General features: G+C 69.8%; 13 protein-coding genes and 1 pseudogene. 4 read left to right on the plus strand and 10 right to left on the minus strand.

Features of this window, described 5'->3' with window-relative positions; genetic code table 11:
* Positions 1-73: 73 nt before the first annotated feature.
* The 4 genes from ACFQ36_RS11540 to ACFQ36_RS11555 form a co-directional block, all read right to left on the minus strand.
* Complete coding sequence (locus tag ACFQ36_RS11540) at positions 74-1,096, minus strand: Gfo/Idh/MocA family protein (protein WP_377013760.1); 1,023 nt, start codon at positions 1,094-1,096, stop codon at positions 74-76.
* 63 nt (positions 1,097-1,159) lie between these two features.
* Positions 1,160-2,254, minus strand: a complete 1,095-nt coding sequence (locus ACFQ36_RS11545) for a DegT/DnrJ/EryC1/StrS family aminotransferase (RefSeq protein ID WP_377013737.1) — start codon at positions 2,252-2,254, stop codon at positions 1,160-1,162.
* Positions 2,251-2,865 (minus strand): acyltransferase, encoded by a 615-nt coding sequence (locus tag ACFQ36_RS11550; RefSeq protein WP_377013739.1) that lies wholly within the window; start codon positions 2,863-2,865, stop codon positions 2,251-2,253. The genes ACFQ36_RS11545 and ACFQ36_RS11550 overlap by 4 nt, the downstream gene beginning before the upstream one ends.
* Before the next feature lie 27 nt (positions 2,866-2,892).
* A complete protein-coding gene (locus ACFQ36_RS11555) occupies positions 2,893-4,182 on the minus strand; it encodes a nucleotide sugar dehydrogenase (RefSeq protein WP_377013741.1) in 1,290 nt (429 codons plus the stop codon).
* Positions 4,183-4,394: 212 nt separating this feature from the next.
* Here ACFQ36_RS11555 and ACFQ36_RS11560 point away from each other — a divergent pair, with 212 nt between their 5' ends.
* Entirely contained in the window at positions 4,395-8,441 is a 4,047-nt protein-coding gene (locus ACFQ36_RS11560) for an FtsK/SpoIIIE domain-containing protein (RefSeq protein ID WP_377013743.1), read from the plus strand.
* A 15-nt stretch (positions 8,442-8,456) separates the two neighbouring features.
* Here ACFQ36_RS11560 and ACFQ36_RS11565 read toward each other — a convergent pair whose 3' ends face one another.
* Complete coding sequence (locus ACFQ36_RS11565; RefSeq protein ID WP_377013745.1) at positions 8,457-8,879, minus strand: hypothetical protein; 423 nt, start codon at positions 8,877-8,879, stop codon at positions 8,457-8,459.
* 292 nt (positions 8,880-9,171) lie between these two features.
* On the opposite strand from ACFQ36_RS11565, the gene ACFQ36_RS11570 reads away from it, so the two are divergent.
* A complete protein-coding gene (locus tag ACFQ36_RS11570) occupies positions 9,172-9,420 on the plus strand; it encodes a WhiB family transcriptional regulator (RefSeq protein ID WP_377013747.1) in 249 nt (82 codons plus the stop codon).
* Between the two features lie 116 nt (positions 9,421-9,536).
* Here the strand turns inward: ACFQ36_RS11570 and ACFQ36_RS11575 are convergent, their stop codons facing one another.
* From ACFQ36_RS11575 to ACFQ36_RS11590, 4 genes are all read right to left on the minus strand, one after another.
* Complete coding sequence (locus ACFQ36_RS11575; protein ID WP_377013749.1) at positions 9,537-11,021, minus strand: sensor histidine kinase; 1,485 nt, start codon at positions 11,019-11,021, stop codon at positions 9,537-9,539.
* A 1-nt stretch (position 11,022) separates the two neighbouring features.
* Entirely contained in the window at positions 11,023-15,855 is a 4,833-nt protein-coding gene (locus tag ACFQ36_RS11580; protein WP_377013751.1) for an NAD-glutamate dehydrogenase, read from the minus strand.
* Positions 15,856-15,926: 71 nt separating this feature from the next.
* On the minus strand, positions 15,927-17,240 hold the full coding sequence (locus ACFQ36_RS11585) for a CpaE family protein (RefSeq protein ID WP_377013753.1): 1,314 nt from the start codon (positions 17,238-17,240) through the stop codon (positions 15,927-15,929).
* On the minus strand, positions 17,237-17,884 hold the full coding sequence (locus tag ACFQ36_RS11590) for a hypothetical protein (RefSeq protein ID WP_377013754.1): 648 nt from the start codon (positions 17,882-17,884) through the stop codon (positions 17,237-17,239). The genes ACFQ36_RS11585 and ACFQ36_RS11590 overlap by 4 nt, the downstream gene beginning before the upstream one ends.
* Positions 17,885-18,129: 245 nt before the next feature.
* Here ACFQ36_RS11590 and ACFQ36_RS11595 point away from each other — a divergent pair, with 245 nt between their 5' ends.
* Entirely contained in the window at positions 18,130-18,348 is a 219-nt protein-coding gene (locus ACFQ36_RS11595; protein ID WP_377013756.1) for a helix-turn-helix domain-containing protein, read from the plus strand.
* A 12-nt stretch (positions 18,349-18,360) separates the two neighbouring features.
* Here the strand turns inward: ACFQ36_RS11595 and ACFQ36_RS11600 are convergent, their stop codons facing one another.
* On the minus strand, positions 18,361-18,930 hold the full coding sequence (locus tag ACFQ36_RS11600) for a hypothetical protein (protein WP_377013758.1): 570 nt from the start codon (positions 18,928-18,930) through the stop codon (positions 18,361-18,363).
* A 172-nt stretch (positions 18,931-19,102) separates the two neighbouring features.
* On the opposite strand from ACFQ36_RS11600, the pseudogene ACFQ36_RS11605 reads away from it, so the two are divergent.
* A pseudogene (locus ACFQ36_RS11605) lies at positions 19,103-19,501 on the plus strand (hypothetical protein); the annotation flags it as partial.

The raw sequence follows: 19,501 nt of genomic DNA on the forward strand, positions 1-19,501 counted from the left end.
CGGTAGGCCGCGGCGCCGGCTTCCGGGGCATAAATGCGGGTGGCGACGAGGATGCGCACGGCTCGACGGCGGTTCAGCTGCCGGCGTCGAGCCGGACGGTGCGGCCCTCGCGGGCCGAGACGATCATGGCTTCGGCCACCCGCAGGGTTTGCAGGCCCTCGCGCATGCTCACCACGCCCGGCGCCCCGGCCGCCGTGGCCGGTTGTGCCCCGCGGGCGGCAAGCACCGCATCCCGGAAGGCCTCGTGTTCGGTCCGCAGCGGCTCGGGCTTGGCGATGGCCAGCCGGGTGACGTTGCCCTCCGAGACCCCGCGGAAGTTGGCCACCGAGTCCCACTGGGTGCTGATGGTGCCGTTCTCGTACAGGGTCAGATCCGCGGTGAGGGTGTCCGCCACGAAGGCGCCCCGCTCGCCGGTGACCACCGTGACGCGTTCCTTCATCGGCGAGAGCCAGTTGACCAGGTGGCTGGTGATGATCCCGTTGGCCAGCTGCCCGGTGGCGGCGACCATATCCTCGTGCTCGCGGCCGGACTGGAAGGTGGTGCGTGCGGTGACGGACTCGTAGGTACTCTGTGCCAGCCACGCGCTCAGGTCGATGTCGTGGGTGCCCAGGTCCTTGATCACGCCGACGTCGGCGATGCGGGCCGGAAACGGGCCCTGCCGGCGGGTGGCGATCTGGTAGACCCGGCCCAAGTCTCCGGCGGCGAGCCGGGCGCGCAACGACTGCAGCGCCGGGTTGTAGCGCTCGATGTGCCCCACCGCCCCGACGAGCCCGCGGGACTCGAAGGCCTCGACCAGGCGCCGGCCCGCCGCCACGCCGTCCGCGATGGGCTTCTCCACCAGCGTGTGGATCCCCGCCTCGGCCAGGGCCAGGCCCACCTCTTCGTGCAGCCCGGTGGGCACGGCGCAGACCGCAACGTCGATGCCCTCCCTGATCAGGTCCTCGACGGAGCCGAGCAGGGGCAGTGTTCCGGCGGCGCCGTGCGGGTCCCCATAGGCATCGGCCAGGGCCACCAGTTCCACGCCCGGGGTTTCGCGCAGCACCCGTGCGTGGTGCCGGCCCATCATGCCCAGCCCGATCAGGCCGGCGCGCAGCACCGGGACCTGGCCGGCGTCACTGGCCTGCCGGGCGTTTTGCTGCGCGTTTCCTGCCGCCACGGCTCAGGCCCCCGCCTTGGCCAGCGCGTTTACGGCCGAGACGATCCGGTCCAGGTCCTCGGCGTCCAGCGAGGGGTGCACCGGCAGCGACAGGACCTCCCGTGCCGCCGCCTCGGTGTTGGGCAGCTGTACCTCGCGGTTGAAGGAGGGCAGCCGGTGGTTGGGCACCGGGTAGTACACGCCGGAGCCGATGTTGTATTCCTCCTTCAGCGCGGCGGCGAAGCGGTCCCGCTCCCCCGCCGCCACCTTGATGGTGTACTGGTGGTAGACGTGCACCGCCCCGGCCGCGACGGCCGGCGTGCTGACGCCTTCGAGGTGGGCGCCCAGGTACGCCGCGTTGGCCTGGCGGGTAGCGGTCCAGCCGAGGACCTTGCGCAGCTGCACCCGGCCGATCGCCGCATGCAGGTCGGTCATGCGCGCGTTGAAGCCGACCAGCTCGTTCTCGTACTGGCGTTCCATGCCCTGGTTGCGCAGCAGGCGCAGCCGGCGGGCGACGTCGTCGTCCGCGGTGGAAACCATGCCGCCTTCGCCGGAAGTCATGTTCTTCGTCGGGTACAGGCTGAACATCGCGAACTCGCCGAAGGTGCCCACCGGGCGGCCGTGCAGCGAGGCGCCGTGCGCCTGCGCGGCGTCCTCGAACAGCCTCAGCCCGCGCCCGGCGGCCAGCGCGCCGAGCGCGTCCATGTCCGCCGGGTGGCCGTACAGGTGCACGGGCATGATGGCCCGGGTCCGGTCCGTGATCAGCGACGCCACGGAGGCCGCGTCGAGGCAGAAATGCTCCGGTTCAATGTCCGCGAACACCGGCGTGGCCCCGGTCAGGGCCACCGAATTCGCCGTGGCCGCGAAGGTGAAGGACGGGACGATCACCTCGTCGCCGGGACCGATGCCGGCCGCCAGCAGGCCCAGGTGCAGGCCGGACGTGCCGGAGTTGACCGCCACCGTGTGGCGGCCGTCCAGCAGTTCAGCGGAGAACTCCTGTTCGAAGGCCGCCACCTCGCTGCCTTGGGCCAGCATGCCCGAGGCGAGCACCGCGTCGACCGCGGCCCGTTCCTCGGCACCGATAATGGGCCTGGCCGCCGGAATGAAGTCCTTGCTCATGCCTGCTCTCTGTCTTCCATGCGGCCTTCGGCGCGCAGCACGCCGTCCTCTTCGATGTAGCTGCGCCCGGTGACCGGGCAGCGGAAGCGGCCCCCGCCGTCGTCGGACAGCGGCCGGCCCGCTTCACCCACCCAGCCGACCCGCCGCGCCGGGACCCCCGCCACCAGCGCGTAGTCCGGCACGTCCCTGGTCACCACGGCACCGGCGGCGACCGTGGCCCAGCGGCCAATCCGCACCGGGGCAACGCAGACCGCCCGGGCCCCGATGGATGCTCCGTCCCCGACCGTCACGCCCACCGGGGTCCAGTCCTCGGCGCTCTTGAGCGTGCCGTCCGGGGAGATTGAGCGCGGATAGGTGTCATTGGTCAGCACCACGGCCGGACCGATGAACACCCCGCGGCCCAGCTGCGCCGGCTCGTAGACCAGCGCGTAGTTCTGGATCTTGGTGTTCTCCCCGATCTGCACACCGGTGCCGACGTAGGCGCCGCGGCCCACGATGCAGTTGGCCCCCAGGACGGCGTCCTCGCGGACCTGGGCCAGATGCCAGACCTTGGTGCCTTCGCCCAGCCGTGCCCGCTCCGACACATCGGCCGAATCAGCGATGAAGCTCAATACTGTATTTCCTTTCAGGGATTGCCTTCAGGGCTTGCCGATCACGCGGTAGGTCACACCGGCCCACCGCCCGGCCGAGCTGACCCGCCGGCCGTCGATGAAGGCCTTGATCCCGGGCAGGTCCGCCGGTCCGAGGTCCTGGTAGTCCGCATGGTCGGCCTGGACGACGGCGGCATCCGCCGGCTCGCCGAGCCGGTAGGGCACGAATCCCAGCGCCTTCAGTTCGTCGTCCGAAAACAGCGGGTCGTGCACCAGCGCCACGGCGCCGCGGGACTCCAGCGCGGCCACCGCGCCGAACACCCCGGAGAACGCCGTCTCCTTCACTCCCCCGCGGTAGGCCGCCCCGAGCACCACCACGTGCGCCCCGGCCAGGTCCCCGTAGGCTCCTTCGAGCAGTCCGATGGTGTAGTCCGGCATGCCGGCATTGGCCTCGCGGGCGGCCCGCACCACGGTCGCGTCCGGATCATTCCACAGGTACAGCCGTGGATAGACCGGGATGCAGTGCCCGCCGACGGCAATGCCGGGCTGGTGGATGTGGCTGTAGGGCTGCGAGTTGGAGGCCTCGATCACCTCGTAGATGTCGATCCCGGCGGTCGCCGCATACCGGGCGAACTGGTTGGCCAGGCCGATATTGACATCACGGTAGGTGGTCTCGGCCAGCTTGGCCAGCTCGGAGGCCTCGGCCGAGCCCAGGTCCCAGACCCCGTTGGGCCGGGCCAGGTCCGGCCGCTCGTCGAAGTCCAGCACCGCCTCGTAAAAAGCCGTCGCGGCCGCCGCCCCGGCCGGCGTGAGGCCGCCGATCAGTTTGGGGTATTTGCGCAGGTCGGCGAACACCCGCCCGCTCAGTACCCGCTCCGGGGAGAACACCACGTGGAAGTCCGTGCCCTCGGACAGGCCCGAGCCGGCTTCCAGCATGGGCTTGAACCGGGTGCGCGTGGTGCCCACCGGCAGCGTGGTCTCGTAGGACACCAGCGTTCCCGGGGTCAGGTGCCGGGCCAGTTCGGCAGTGGCGGCATCCATCCAGCCGAAGTCCGGGCGGGCCTCCTCGTCAACGAAGAGCGGAACCACCAGCACCACGGCGTCGGCTCCGGGAACGGCCGCGGCATAGTCGGTGGTGGCGCGCAGCCTGCCGGCCGGAACCAACTCGGCCAGCTTCTGCTGCAGGCCGGCCTCGCCCGGAAACGGCTCCACCCCGGCATTGACCTGCTCCACGACGACGGGGTTGACATCGACGCCGGTTACCTCGTGCCCCTTGGACGCGAACTGGACCGCCAGCGGCAGCCCGATCTTGCCAAGGGCAATGACAGCGATCTTCACCTGGTGTGGGCCTTTTTCTCGACTTTGGTTCTGGACATCCGGGCCCTTCCCGGACTCCTCCGGGTGCTGCGGCCACCACCAAGGTTACCGCCTCGGACGAGGCCGGGGGATTTATCCACAGACGGCCGCCGCCGGACTGGGCCCGCAGGGCAGCCCGGCCTAGAGTGCCCGGGTAGAACTGCTCAACCGGAGTTCCTGCCCTAAGGAGGACCGTGACGCTGCATCTGTCCCTGGCCGCCGCCCCGGGCCTGGCGCCTGCCGCCGCGGCGTGGGTGGCTGCCCACGCCGAGCTGGTGGTGGACGATGCGCACTGGAATGCGGCGGAGCTGGCCCGCTGGCTGCAGGAGAACCTGGCCGCTGCCCGCGGGCCCGGCACCGAAGGCACCGCGGACCGGATCCCCCCTGGGCCTGTGCCCCTGAGCGTCGGCGGGCTGCCGCTTCACACCCTTGACCCGGGGACCGCTCCCCTGCTCAACGGCGCCGTCGTCGTCTGCGGGAAAGTGCCCGGACGTGGCCGCGCACGGCCCGGACGCCCGATCCTGGCCCTGGCCGTCACCGGAGGTCCGGACGCGGGCCGAATTTTCGCACTGCGGCGCGGACGGCATGTGCTGGGCAGGAGGGACTGCGGTCTCGGCATTGATGATCCGCTGCTGTCCCGCCATCATGCGGTGCTGGAGGTCACCGGGCAGGCCGTCCGGCTCCGGGATGACGGCTCCGCCAACGGCCTCTCCGTGGGCAGCGCACGGACCGGACATACCGAACTGGACACGGGGCTGACGGTCCTGGCCGGCGGTTCCCGGCTCCGCCTGCTCGCCGGAAGCGAGCCGCCGGGGCCCTTCACCCCCGATGAGGATTTGGCCCACCCGGTGGAAATCCGGGCCCGGCCGCCGGACACCCGCGGCCGGATGGCGCTGCTCATGGCGGGGCTGCCGCTGCTGGCCGGGCTGGCGCTGGCCGTGGCCACCGGGATGTGGTTCTTCCTGGCCTTCAGCGCGGTCTCCTTGGCCGCGGCAGCCATTCCCTACGGCGCGGGCAGGAAACAACGCCGGACCTGGTGGGAAGCCGTCGCCGCGGCCGCGGCCGCCGACGAGCAACGGCGGCGCTGCGCCGCACCGGATCCGGCCAGGCTGCTCTACGGCCTGCTGGAGCCGGTCGAGATCCCCGGCCGGGAGCCAGGGCCGCCGCGGCATGTCTGGCTGAGACTGGGGGTGGCGGACCAGCCGGCCCATATCGGGACGCCCGCCGGATCCGCGGAGCCGGAGCAGCCCATCGTGGCGCAGGCCCCGGTCCTGGTTGACCTGCTGGCGGTGCGGGAACTGGAGGTCCGCGGCAGCGGCAGGGACCTGGACGGCATGCTCCGCTGCTGCCTGCTGCAGCTGGGCCGGCGCACCATGGACTCCGCCCTCCGGGTCATTTGCTGCGGCGATCCGGAGCGGTTGCCCGCCTCCGCCCGGTTCATTCCGGGCGTCGAACTCGCCGGCGGCGGCCAGCTGCCGGCAAAGATACCGGATAGCGCCGGCAGAAGCACGGTGCTGCTGCTGACCGGCAGCGCCGCCGAGCTGCCGCTTCCCCCCGGCCAGGAAGGCGTACCGGCCGTCATACGGTTCAGCGGCGGGATCCAGGCCGCACCGGCTGTCCCTGTCCCGGCACCTCCTACGCCGCAGGCGGCGCCGTTGCACGGCAAGTCCGCGCCGGAAGTTGTCCCGCCGCCGGTTCCCGCCGTCGTCACCCTCGGGCGCGGCCGGGCCACACTGGTGCAGGACCGGCAGCGACTGGACTTCGTTGCCGACCTGGTGGCGCCGGACACGCTGGACCGGTTTGCGCGGCTGGCAGCGGCCGGCGGACGCCGCAGCGCACCTGAAGCCGGAGAAATCCCGCTCAGGTTCCCGCTGGGGAAAACCCTGCCGGGCACCGGCATGGCGGACAACTGGCGGCAGCACGGGCACCGGCGTGACCTAACCGCGGTGATCGGCTGCACCGCGGCCGGGCAGCTGTCCCTGGACCTGGCTGCGGACGGTCCGCACCTGCTGGTCGCCGGCACCACGGGGTCCGGCAAGTCGGAGCTGCTGCGCAGCCTGGTGCTCGGTCTTGCCGTCAACTATTCGCCGCTGCAGGTGAACTTCCTGCTGGTGGATTTCAAGGGCGGCGCCGGCCTGGGACCCCTCGCGGAACTGCCGCATGCCGCCGGCATGCTCACCGACCTCTCGGTGGAAAACGTCAGCCGGGCGCTGCGCTGGCTGCGCGCCGAGGTCCGGCGCCGCGAAAGCGCCCTGGCCCGCCTGGCCGCCCGGGACATCGCCGATTGCGCCGCGGGCACCCTGCCGCGGCTGGTGGTCGTCATCGACGAATTCCGGATGCTGGCCGACGAGGTGCCGGACGCGGTTCCGGAGCTGATGCGCATCGCCGCACTCGGCCGGTCCCTGGGCATCCACCTGGTCATGGCCACGCAGCGGCCCCAGGGCGCGGTTACCTCGGATATCCGGGCCAATGTCAATGCCGCCATTGCACTGCGGGTGCAGCACGGGCTGGACTCGTCCGATGTCCTGGGCACGCCGGTGGCTGCCTCGATTGGCGCGGACACCCCGGGACGGGCCTACCTGCGCATTGCCGGCGGCGCGCCCGTCCTGTTCCAATCCGCCTGCGCGGAGCGCGGCGAACCACCGACCGCCGGCAGTCCCGCCGTGCAGACCCTGGCCGGCTGGCTGTCGGACCCGGCCGCGGTGGCGCCGGTTGCACGGACAGTGCCGGAACCGGACTGGATCGGGGAGCTGGCGGCACAGGCCCGGACCGCCGCGGCGCCGCTGGAGGGTGGAGGCTCCGGCCGGGTCCTGGCGCCGCCCCTGCCCCGCGAACTGGACCCGGTCCCGCCTGCCGGATCCGCACTGTCGGGTTCGGGGCCGGCCCGTTCCGGCATCGGCCTTGGCCTGCTCGATCTTCCGGACGAGCAGCGGCAGGCCGACCTGCGCTGGCTGCCCGAACGGGACGGGCATCTGTGCCTGCTCGGCTCCGAGGCCGGCGGGGCACGGAGCCTGCTGCAGTGGCTGGGGACGGCCCTGCTGGCCGACACCGCGGAGCGGCACTGCTATCTGTTGGACGGGGACGGATCACTGGGCCGGCTGGCCGGCGCGGGACGGATTGGGGCCTATGTAGGACCGCAGGAGACCGAGCGTGGTGCCCGGGTGCTGCGCAGGCTGGCCGCCGAGGTCGCCGGGCGGCTGGGGGCGGCTCCCGGGCCGGCAGGCCCGGCATCCGGTGCCCGGGCGCCGGTTCCGCTGGTGTTGCTGGTCAGCGGGTGGGGGCGGTGGCTGAGCGCGTTCCGCAACGGCAGGCTCGCCCGGGCCGAAGAATACCTGCAGGAGATCGCCCGCGACGGCGGCACGGCCCGGGTTTGCCTGGCCATGGCCGGGGACCGGGAGCTGGTCTCCGCCAGGTTCTTCGGGCTGGTGCCGAACAGGTGCTTCCTTCCGGCCGGTTCCAGCCCTGAAACCCGGCTGGCCTGGCCGCGGCTTCCCCCGATGGATCCGCTGCCCGGAAGAGCCCTGGTCCAAGGCCGGATTTCCGGCGGCCACGATGCCGTGGCGCAGCTGGCCGCCATGCCCCGGCAGGTCCCCGAGCCCGTGCCGCCTGCACGGCGCCCGTTCCGGGTCGAGGCCCTGCCCGAGCTGGTCCCCGCCGCAGCCCTCCCGGCAGCAGTCCCTGGCAGGGAGCCGGGACACGGCACGGACCCGGTGCTCGGGGTGGAGGGCGATGAGCTGCAGCCTTCGCTGCTGCCGCTGCGCCCCGGCGAGGTGTACCTGGTCCTCGGCGGGGCCGGCAGCGGCAAGAGCAACCTCATGGAGCTGCTCGCTGCGCGCCTTGGCCGGGACGGCCTCCTCTGCCGGCCCGGCCCGGGCTGTGCCCCGGACGACTATTGGGAACAGCTCCCCGGTCCCGGCCCGGACGCCGTCCTGCTCGTGGACGACGCGCACCGCCTCGGCCCGGGTGCGCACCGGCGGCTGGGCGAACTGGTGGCGGGCGGAGCCGCTGCGGTCCTCACTGCCACCCCGGGGGTAAACCTGCTCCAGCAGGTGCCGCTGGCGCTGCAGGCACGGTCCGCCGCCTGGGGGCTCGTGCTCGCGCCCCGCTCGCCGTCCGACGCGGATTTTTTCGGCATCAGGTTGGAAGCAGAATGGGCGCCGCCGGGCCGGGGCTACCGGATCGAGCACGGCCGCGCGACAGCGGTCCAGTTCGCGTTGGCGGACAGCCGGCGGCAGGCCTGAGCCGGCTCCGGAACGCTACAGCGCCCGCTGGGCGGATCCCTTGACCAGATAATCCGTCACGGGCTTCACGAAGATCAGCGCCGCCACGAGGACCGCCGGCACCAACAGGACCAGCCCCAGCACCACCTGTCCGGCATTGAGCGTCGGCACGGCCAGAACGATCATGAACACCTGCCAAACCACCGCTGCCGCCCGGGTCCAGCGGTAGCCGCGGAACAGGAAATGGCCGACGGCCAGCAGCCACCCGGCAAAGAGCAGGAGCAGTACCAGCTGGAAAACCGCCCCGCCCATGGAAACCGGCCGTTGGGTCAGCAGGCCGGTGACAAACCATGCCGCCGCTGCCAGCAGCAGCAGCGCTTCGAAAACAACTGCCAGGGAAATGATCGTGATGGCGGCCGGGCGCTTCACGGGGCTGGAAGCGGACGAAGGTATTGACACATTGGCACCCTACCTTAGATAGTCAAATAGCAGCCTTCCCGAACGGCTGAAAGCATGGGTCGAATGCAGGCGGACCTCGCCCGACAGGGTGCCGAAGGTCCGTGTGATGAATGACTCACGGTTGCCGGGCATTAAGTCCGCGGCAGCCCTTGTTTACACAGATTTAACATGAAACGCTGGTTTCTGAACTAATCCGGGGGCTTGCGCAGCCCCCTTTACTATGGGCCCACTCGTGAGTGTTTTCACCAGAACTATTCAACGGGCCACGTCCTAAAAAGGAGTAAGTGATCAGATGGATTGGCGTAGCCGCGCGGCGTGCCTCGACAAGGATCCGGAGCTGTTTTTCCCGGTGGGAAACACCGGCCCGGCCCTGATCCAAATCGAGGAGGCCAAGAGCGTTTGCCGCCGCTGCCCGGTGATCGACACGTGTCTGCAATGGGCCCTCGAATCCGGTCAGGATGCCGGCGTCTGGGGCGGCATGAGCGAGGATGAGCGCCGCGCCCTGAAGCGCCGCGCCGCGCGCGCCCGCCGCGCCTCCTGAACCGGGGCAACAGCTCCGGGCACTGGATGTCCTGACGGGCAACAGCCCCTCGAAGGCCGCCGCCGGTTCTCCGGAGGCGGCCTTCGGCCTGTCAGCCGAGCCCGACGCCAGGAGCCTCATCCCGAACCGGCCGGGGCGTGGTCGAGAACCAGGCTGATCTCCACACGGGTACCACCGCCCGCCCTCGGCTTCCATTCGATGCTTCCGCCCAGTTCGCTGGTCACCAAGGTCCGGACAATCTGCAGGCCAAGGCCCTCCCTGCCGTTCTCCTCCGGAAGCCCGACGCCGTCGTCGGCCACACAGACGTTGAGGACCTCAGCATTGTCCTCGCGCCGTTTCCGGCTGGCCGTCAGCCACACGGTGCCCTTGCGGTCATGCAGCCCGTGTTCCACGGCATTGGTCACCAGCTCGTTGATGACCAGCGCCAGCGGAGTGGCGAATTCGCTGGGCAGTTCACCGAAGTCCCCGCTGCGTTCGGTGCGCACCTTCTGCGAAGGCGAGGCCACCTCGGCGGACAGCCGGAACTGGCGGCCGATCAGTTCGTCGAAGTCCACGTTCTGGGCCAGCCCCTGCGAGAGCGTCTCGTGCACCAAGGCGATCGTGGCCACCCGGCGCATCGCCTGCTCGAGCCCCTGCTTGGCCTCGTCGCTGACCATCCGCCGCGACTGCATCCGCAGCAGGGCCGCCACTGTCTGCAGATTGTTCTTCACCCGGTGGTGGATCTCGCGGATGGTGGCGTCCTTGGAGACCAGCTCCATTTCCCGGCGCCGCAGCTCGGACACGTCCCGGCAAAGCACCAGGGCACCGAAACGCTCGGTCTCGTTGCGCAGCGGGATCGCCCGCAGGGACAGGCTCACCCCGCGCGATTCAATTTCGGTGCGCCAGGGCATGCGTCCGGTCACCACCAGCGGCAGGGTTTCATCCACCATCCGCCGGTCCTTGAGCAGGCCGGTGGTGATTTCCGCCAGTGAGCGTCCTTCCAGCGATTCGACGTCGCCGAGCCGGCGGAAGGCCGAAACGCCGTTGGGGCTGGCATACTGCACGATGCCTTCGGCGTCCATCCGGATCAGCCCGTCACCGACGCGCGGAGCGCCGCGCCGCGAGCCCGTGGGCGAGGCAAAATCGGGCCACAGCCCCAACGTGCACATGTGCAGCAGGTCGTAGGCGCACTGCCGGTAGGTCAGTTCCAGCCGTGACGGCATCCGGGAGCTGGACAGGTCCATGTGCGAGGTGATGATCGCCAGGGTCCGCCCGTTGCGCACCATCGGCACGGCCTCGACACGCATGGCCATTTCCGTGGTCCAGTCGGATTCGCGGGAGCGTTCGATGGTCTGGGTCTGCCGGGCCAGGTCCACGAGCGGTTTCAGGTCGGCGCGAATCCGCTCCCCCACGAAGTCGCTGTGGAACACCGTGTGGGTGGTGGAGGGACGCACATGGGCCAGGGCCACGTAGCTGCCGTCCGGTGTGGGGAACCACAGCGCCAGGTCGGCGAACGCCAGATCGGCGATGAGCTGCCAGTCGCCGACGAGCAGATGAAGCCATTCGGCATCCCCGGGCCCGAACTCCGCGTAGTCCTTGATGGGGTCCGTGAAGATGGCCAAATTACCTCCGTACGATCGAGCGCATCAGGCGAAGGGCCACGGACAGGGAGGCCATGTCGTCCTGATCCAGTTTGTTGACTTCTTCCAGCATATTGCTGGCGCGCTGGATGCTCTCGGTGTTGGCGCTTTCCCACTGGTGCAGCCGGTCCTCCGCCGGCAGGCTGGACAGCGTCGAATGCATGATCGACGTGGTCATGTCCGTCACCGTCTGGTACAGGTCGTCGCGCATGGCGGCCCGGGCCAGAGCCTGCCAGCGGTCCGTGCGCGGCAGGTTGGTGATGCGGACCAGCAGCGAGTCGACATCGAACCGGTCGTAGACGGTGTAGTAGACGTGGGCCACGTGGTCCACCGGCTCCTCGATCCGCGCGGCGATGCGCGCGACGTCGAGCAGGCCGAAGCTTTCGAACTGCTCCGCCCAGTGGTGCGCGAGCGACTCCGGCAGCCCCCAGCCCTCGGCAGTCGCCAGCCATTCGCGCACGCGGGCCAGGTCGTTGCCCCGCAGGTAGTGCACCAGCCTGGTCCGCAGCGGGTCGATCAGCGGCTTGAAGGCGGCGATGCTCTCGGACACCGGCGTGCCGTGGCCGACATGGTTGGCGAACCAGCGCACGGCCCGGTCCAGCAGCCGGCGCATGTCCAGGTGCACCGTAGTCCAGATCTTGGTCGGGAAGCTGGCGGGAAGATCGTTCACGGCGTGCATGAACTTGTCCAGCTCGTAGATCTCGCGCAGGGCCACGAACGCCCGAGCGAGGGTCGCCTGGGACACGGCTGTTTCCTCCATCGCCCGGTAAACGAACGTAATGCCGCCCATGTTGATCATGTCGTTGGCCACCACGGTGGCAATGATTTCCCGGCGCAGCGGATGCAGGTGCATCTCGTCACCGAAGCGCTCCACCAGCTGCCGCGGGAAGTACCCGCGCAGGATCTTGTCGAAGTATGGGTCGTCGGCCAGGTCGCTGGCGGTCAGCGCGCGGGCCAGTTCGATCTTCGCATAGGCCGCGAGCACGGCCAGTTCCGGGGAGGTCAGCCCCTGGCCGGCGGCGATCCGTTCGCGCAGTTCCTGCGTGGTGGGCAGTGCCTCCAGCTCCCGGTCCAGTTCGCCGCGGCTCTCGAGCGAATCCATGAGGCGCTCGTAGCTCGGGCTCCACTCGATGACGCCCTGGCGGTCGTTGAGCAGCAGCACGTTCTGGTCCACGTTGTCCGCCAGCACCAGCCGGCCGACCTCGTCCGTCATGGACTCCAGCAGCTGGGTCCGCTCGGCGGCCGGGAACTTCCCGGCTGCGATCAGCTGGTCGAGCAGGATCTTGATGTTCACCTCGTGGTCCGAGCAGTCGACGCCGGCGGAATTGTCGATGGCATCGGTGTTGAGGATGACTCCGTTCAGCGCCGCCTCGATGCGGCCGCGCTGGGTCATGCCCAGGTTCCCGCCTTCGCCGACCACCTTGGCCCGCAGCATCCTGCCGTCCACCCGGATCGCGTCGTTGGCCTTGTCCCCCACTTCGGCGTTGGTCTCGGTCGAGGCCTTCACGTAGGTGCCGATGCCGCCGTTGTAGAGCAGGTCCACCGGCGCCTGCAGGATGGCCCGGAGCAGCTCCGGCGGGCTCATGGACTCCACCGAGGCATCCAGGCCGAGCACCTGGCGCACCCGGTCCGAGAGCGGGATGGCTTTGACCGTTCGCGGGTAGACACCGCCGCCGTCGCTGATCAGCGCGGCATCGTAGTCGGCCCAGGAGGACCTGGGCAGCTTGAACAGGCGCCGGCGCTCGGCGAAGGACACTGCCGGGTCCGGGTCCGGGTCCAGGAAGATGTGCCGGTGGTCGAAGGCCGCCACCAGCCGGATGTGCTCCGAGAGCAGCATGCCGTTGCCGAATACGTCCCCGCTCATGTCCCCAATGCCGGCCACGGTAAAGTCCTCGGCCTGGGTGTCCACGCCCAGCTCGCTGAAGTGGCGCTTGACCGATTCCCAGGCGCCCCGGGCCGTGATGCCCATGGCTTTATGGTCGTACCCCACGGATCCGCCCGAGGCAAACGCGTCCCCGAGCCAGTGCCCGTATTCAAACGAGATCTCGTTGGCGATGTCCGAGAAGCTGGCCGTGCCCTTATCCGCGGCCACCACCAGGTAGGTGTCGTCGCCGTCGTAGCGCACCACCCGCGGCGGCGGCACTACGCGCATGCCCTGCGGGGTGCGGACCAGGTTGTCGGTCAGGTCCAGCAGGCCGCGGATGAAGGTTCGGTAGCTGGCCTGCCCCTCGGCAAGCCAGGCCGCGCGGTCCACCGTCGGGTCCGGCAGCCGCTTGGCGAAGAAGCCGCCCTTGGCCCCCGTCGGGACGATGACGGCGTTCTTGACCGTCTGGGCCTTGACCAGGCCGAGGATTTCGGTGCGGAAGTCCTCGCGCCGATCGGACCAGCGCAGCCCGCCGCGCGCCACCTCGCCGAAACGCAGGTGCACCCCCTCGACCTGGGGCGAGTAGACCCAGATCTCGTACTTGGGCCGTGGGAAGGGCGCGCCGTCGATCCGCTGCGGGCTAAGCTTGAAGCTCATGTACGGCTTGTGCTGGAAGTAGTTGGTGCGCAGCGTGGCCTCGATAATGTTGGCCAGCGTGCGCAGCGCGCGGTCGGCGTCCAGCGTCGGAATCGCCTGCAGCCCGGCGTCCAGCTCGGCCCGGGCCCGGGCCATCTGCGCCGGCCGGGTGTCCGCCGACAGGTCCGGATGGAAGCTGACATTGAACAGCTTCAGCAGCGCATGCACCACGTCCGGGTTGGCCAGCAGGGTGTCCGCCACGAAGCCGTAGGAGCTGGCATGCCCGAGCTGGACCATGTACTTGGCGTAGCTGCGCAGCACCGCCACCTGCCGCCAGTCGATCCGCTCGCGCAGGATCAACCGGTCGAAGCCGTCCGACTCGCTCTGGCCGGTATCGACAGCGGAAAAGGCCGCCCCGAGCAGTTCGCCGGTCGCCTCCGGCGCCACGGCCTCGGGGTACTTCAGGCCCAGGTCGTACAGGAAGAATCCGGCCCCGTCGGCGGTCTTGATCTCGAACGGGCGTTCGTCCAGCACCTCCAACCCAAGGTTCTGCAGCGCCGGCAGGATCTGGCTCAACGACTTCGGTTCGGTCAGGTAGAGCTTGAGCCGGGCATCCTCGTCCCGGTCCTGAACCCCTGAAGGAACATAGACGTGCATGATCGGAGCGGCCCCGCCTTCGGCGGCGAAGCTTTCGAACCGTTCGATGTCTTCCAGGGCGTCCTCGACCTCGAAGTCCACCCGGTAGGTGGCCGGGAAGGCCTCCATCCACCGCTCGGCCAGCCGCTCGGCACGCTCGCCGTCGTACTTGCTGCGGATCACCTTGGTGACGCCCTCGCCCCAGGACCGGGTGGCGTCGGCCAGCCGGCGTTCCAGGCTCGCGGTGTCCACCTGCACCAGCTGGGACCCGCGTGGCAGCCGGATCCGGAAGAAGAGCCGGGCCAGCGCGGACTCGGTCAGCCGCGCCTCATAGTCGATCGACTCCGGATTGAAGGTCCGCCGCAGCTCGTCCTCGATGCGCCGGCGCACGGCGGTGGTATACCGGTCGCGTGGCAGGAACACCAGCGCCGACACGAACCGGCCGTAAATGTCCTGGCGCAGGAACAGCCGGGTGCGCCGGCGCTCCTGCAGCCGCAGGATGGCCATGGCGGTATCGGCCAGTTCCGCCTCCTCCATTTGGAAGATCTCGTCCCGCGGATAAGTTTCCAGGATCGCCAGCAGATCCTTGCCCGAGTGCGAATCCGGCGGGAAGCCGCAGCGGCGCAGCACCGCCTCAACCTTCTTGCGCACGATCGGCACCGAATGCACCGAACTGTTGTAGGCGCTGGTGGCGAACAAGCCGATGAACCGGCGCTCGCCGTCGACATTGCCCTGCGCGTCAAACCGCTTGACGCCGATGTAGTCCAGGTAGGCGGCGCGGTGGACGGTGGAGCGCGAATTGGCCTTGGTCAGCACCAGGATCCGCTTCTCCCGGGCCTTGGCCCGGCCGGCCTCGGTCAGGTGGTGGATGTGCCGGCCCTCTGCGTGTTGGCGCATGATGCCCAGGCCGCTGCCTTCGCGCGCCGCGAGCACGTCCTCGCCGTCCTGGGTGATCAGGTCGTACTCGCGGAAGCCCAGGAACGTAAAGTTACCCTCGTCGAGCCAGTTCAGCAGGGCCTTGGCCTCGTGCAGGTCCGGGATTTGCTCCGCTCCGACAATCGAGTCCAACGAATCGGCGATTTCCCGCACCTTGCGGCGCATGGCCGGCCAGTCCTGCACCGAGACCCGGACGTCCTCAAGGATCCGCAGCAGCCCGGCGACCAGCTGCTGCTCCCGCTCCTCGCTGCCAATCTTCTCCGTCTCCACGGCGATCCAGGATTCGACGAAGGTGGCATTCTCGGGGCTGGCCGACTGCGCCGACAGGCTCGGCAGTGCGGCGGTATCGCCGCTGGAAAGGCCGGTATGGGCCGGCACCCGGCGCAGGTCCACCAGTTCGTGGGTTTCGCGGTTGCGCGTGGCTATGAAGATCGGATGGGTGAGCAGCCGGATGGCCACCTCCTGCCGGACGATCTCGGCCATCACCGAGTCCACCAGGAACGGCATGTCATCGGTGACGATCATGACGACGCTGGCATGCTCTTCGTTAAAGATCCGGACCACCGCCTGGCCATCCGCCCTGCGCTGGGCCAGTTCCCGGTGTGCATACGCCCGCCGTTGAAGCACCTCCGGCGTGTAGTTCTCCGCATCCTCCGGGGCAAGATGCTCGTAGTAATTCGCGATGAATTCATCGGCAAACTGCTCAGAACCCAACAGATCCGCCACGCTGGATCCAGACGACATGGAATAAGCCTCCGCTAGATGGTTACGGTCCGCTCCGTTGCGGCCGCAAGCCCTAGCCTAGTCCCACCACATCAAAACTTCACTTTTGCTGGCTTCCGGCGCAGCAGGCTGCCGCGGCGGGCCGGTTCGGCCAGGCCGGCCAGCAGCACGATAGCCTGCCGCAGCGCCGAGTCCGGTGCGGTTTCCAGCAGCACGGAACCGCCCAGCAGTGCCGCGTCCGCGGCCGCAAAGTCCGCCGGCAGGCAGGCCCGGATCCGGTGGCCGGGAGCAAACCGCTCCCAGGCTTCACGCAGCTGCCGCTCGGGGCTGCGGCCCACGGACCCCGGCCGAACCCGGTTGAGCACCACCTGGGGCGCTGCCGAGGGCACGGCCTGCCCAAGTTCGGCCAGGGCCCGCACCAGCCGCGGGACACCGAGCGCATCGGCCGCCCCCACGGCCAGCACGGTGTCCGCCAGTTCCAGGCTCCGCAAGGTGGCCGCATTGCGCCGCGGCGCCAGCGTATCGAAGCTCAGCTCCTCGTCGCTTTCGAGGCAGAACCCGCAATCGACCACTGTGATATCCGCCAGCTGGCGGGCCAGCGCCAGGACGGTGCCCAGCGCACCGGAGCGGATTTCGGGCCACCGGTCTGCGCGTGTGATCCCGGTCAGCACCATCAGCGGCGCCCCCGAGACGGCGACCTTGACCGTGGCCCGCTCCAGCGTCGGGGCATCCAACAGCCCCTGGTCTGCCAGCCGGCAGGCATGGGCCAGGGCAGCCGATTCGTCCAGCAGGCCCAGATAGGTCGCGGCGCCGGCTGCGTAGGTGTCCGCATCCACCAGCAACACCCGTCGGCCGGCCGCGGCATATTCGGCGGCCAGGTTGACTGCCAGCAGGGTCCGCCCCGGCGCGCCCGCCGGACCCCAGACGGCGATGACCTCCCCGCCGGCCCCTTCCCCGTCCCGGGCCGGCTCCTGGGCAGCGAACCCGGCGGGCATCGGCTGCAGTGCGGCCGCCGGATCCGCATGGCCCGTATGCGGACCACCGGGCGCCGGCTTGTCCTCCGCGCTGCGCACCGCGTCCGCCACCAGCTCGGCCAGTGCCTCGGGGGCCAAGCCGTGACCACCATGACGCACGCCCAGCGCCTCGAGACGGCGCTGCTCGTCGCCGTCGTCGGTCAGTACGACGACGGCGACGCCGGCACCGTGGAGGCGTTCGAGCAGGGCAACGCCCAACTCGGCGCTGCCCGAGGCAATAATCGCCGCCCGGGCAAGCCCGCTTTGGCAGGCCGCCATCAATTCCGCCAGCTCGGTGCAGCGCCGGACCACCGTCACCGGGCCGTGCAGCCGCTCAAGCCCGCCGACGAAGTCGTTCGGCCCCTCCCCGACGGTAACGACCGGGATGCTCACGAGGCGCTGCCCGGGTTGAGCACGACGTTGATTCTGGCGCCGTTGGAGAGGGCATGAAGCAGCACGGCCATCTTCGAATCCGGGACCAGCACGTGCAGCTGCTCGGGCTGGAGCCCGCCCAAGGCCGAGGACGGGCGGGTCAGCTGGGAAATCTCGGCAGCTTCCAGCAGCAGCTGAGGCTCGCCGAAGCCGTTGCGGGCGTCCGGCAGCGCCACCCAGACGTCCACACGCGCCCCCGGTCCGGCGCCGTCGGGCAGCGGGCTGTCGACCGGCAGTCCCACCGGCTTGCGGTCCAGTTCGTCCGCCCGGCCCAGGGCCGACCGCGGCACCAGCTCGCCGGGGCGCAGCAGCGAAGTGGCCACCGCGTTCGCCGGCATTGGGTCCGCCGCGCGCAGGTAGGCGCCTTCCAGGTCACCCAGCCGGGCATCCACGACGACGAAATCCTCCGCGGCCAAAGGTGTGCCGACGGCGATCTGCTCCTTGGCGGCCAGCATCGGCACCGTCTTGTCCGCGCTGGAAACCAAGGCGGTGACTCCGGCCAGCGAGGCCAGCACCAGCAGAATTCCAATCAGCAGCCGGGGATCCTTCCATGACGGCTGCTGCAACCGGAGCGCGGGCACGGATGGGTCGGGCGCAGAGCTCATAAAGGTCCCCCTTGCTGGCATCCGGCCGGGGAAGGACAAGCCCCCACGGTCGTCCAAGACTGTTCCGCCGGCAGGGTGAGGCTGTCACCATTCTTGTGCACAGGGCCGGAAAATCAAGCGGGAGCCGTCCCGGCCGCGGCGGCTGTCCACAAGTGGGGCCGTTAGGGGTCAAACAGAGTCAAACGGTGCCATAATCGCTATTATTGCCCGTAACGGCATTCCGACGTCCAGCCAAGGAGGGCATCATGCCACGGTTCCTCACGCTCACCGATGTTGCCGAGGAGCTGAAGATCTCCTCCTCCCAGACCTACGCCCTGGTGCGCAGCGGGGAACTTCCCGCCATCCAGGTCGGCGGCCGCGGCCAGTGGCGCGTGGAACAGGACATGCTGGAGAAGTACATCCAGGAAAAATACGCCCAAACCCGCAAGCTCATCGAGGAGGCCAAGACCGGCCGCGGCAGCTGAGCCGGCCCGCGGTCAGGACCGCCGGGCGGAGGCCACCGCCGCCACGGCATTGAAGGGCACCGCGTAGACGCCCCGGACATTGCCTGCGCGGCGGGCCTCGCCGAGGGGGACGGCGGCTATTTCCAGGAAATCCTTGCCTACCCTGTCGACGGTTCCCGCGATCGTCCGGAAGCCGCCGTCCCGGCCGGGCGACAGGTACAGCAACACCTCTTCCCGGTCCCGCGCCAGTGCGCGCAGCGCCGAAGCCAGCCCCAGCCGCTGCGGACGACCGGGATCCTGCGGCACTGTCGAGCGTCCCAGGCCCTCGACCAGCTGGACCGCGTCCAGCGTGACCAGCACGCTGCGCGTGGGTTCATCGAGCACGATCCAGGTCGACCCGACATGCGAGAGCTGGCCGTCAAAGTCCACACCACCGGCCAGCCGGACCCGCAGGGCCGCCCCGAGCTGTCCGCGCAGGCGGTCCGTCAAAGCAAGGGCTGCCTGGTCCATCCGCGCCCGCTCGTTGGTTTCCGTCTCCAAGGCCAGTTGTCCGGCGGAGTAAAGCTGCGCCTCAAGGTCGGCGAACAACGCATCCCATCGCATGCCGCCAGCCTAGGAGCGGACATCAAACCGCGTCAAATGGCATCAAACCCTTTACAACCGTCCAAGCCCAATGCAAGCATATGGACCAGCGGTAATCTACTGCTGCCAAATAAAAGCAAACAAGGCCAAACAGCGCCAAGTCGTACATGTCGTCCGACCGCAGGAGCATCCTATGAAGGCAACGGCAAGACCACAGGCAGGACCGGCCCAAGGCCCGGCCGCGCACCGGCAGGCGAAGGCCCTGCGCAGCGGTGACGCCGTCACTGCAGTATTGGTGCCGGGCTGCAGCGCGGCGCTGCTCTGGGCCGGCTGGCTGATCGGCCGGGAGTATTGGACGGGGTCCGGACAGCCGGTGCACAGTTATCCCAGGCTGCTGGGCCTGGTGGCCGCCGCCGCCGGACTGGCGGTCCTCCTCTGGTGGGTCCTCGGTCTGCTGCTGGCAGTGGCCGGGGCCCTGCTGCACCGGGCAGGCCACACACGGCTGGCCGCGTTCTCCTTTGCCGCCAGCCCTGCCTTCCTGCGTCGGCTGGCGGTGGCCGTGGCCGGGGTGCAGCTGCTCGCCGCGCCGGCC

The organism is Arthrobacter sp. GCM10027362 (assembly GCF_042679445.1).
Lineage (GTDB): Bacteria > Actinomycetota > Actinomycetes > Actinomycetales > Micrococcaceae > Crystallibacter.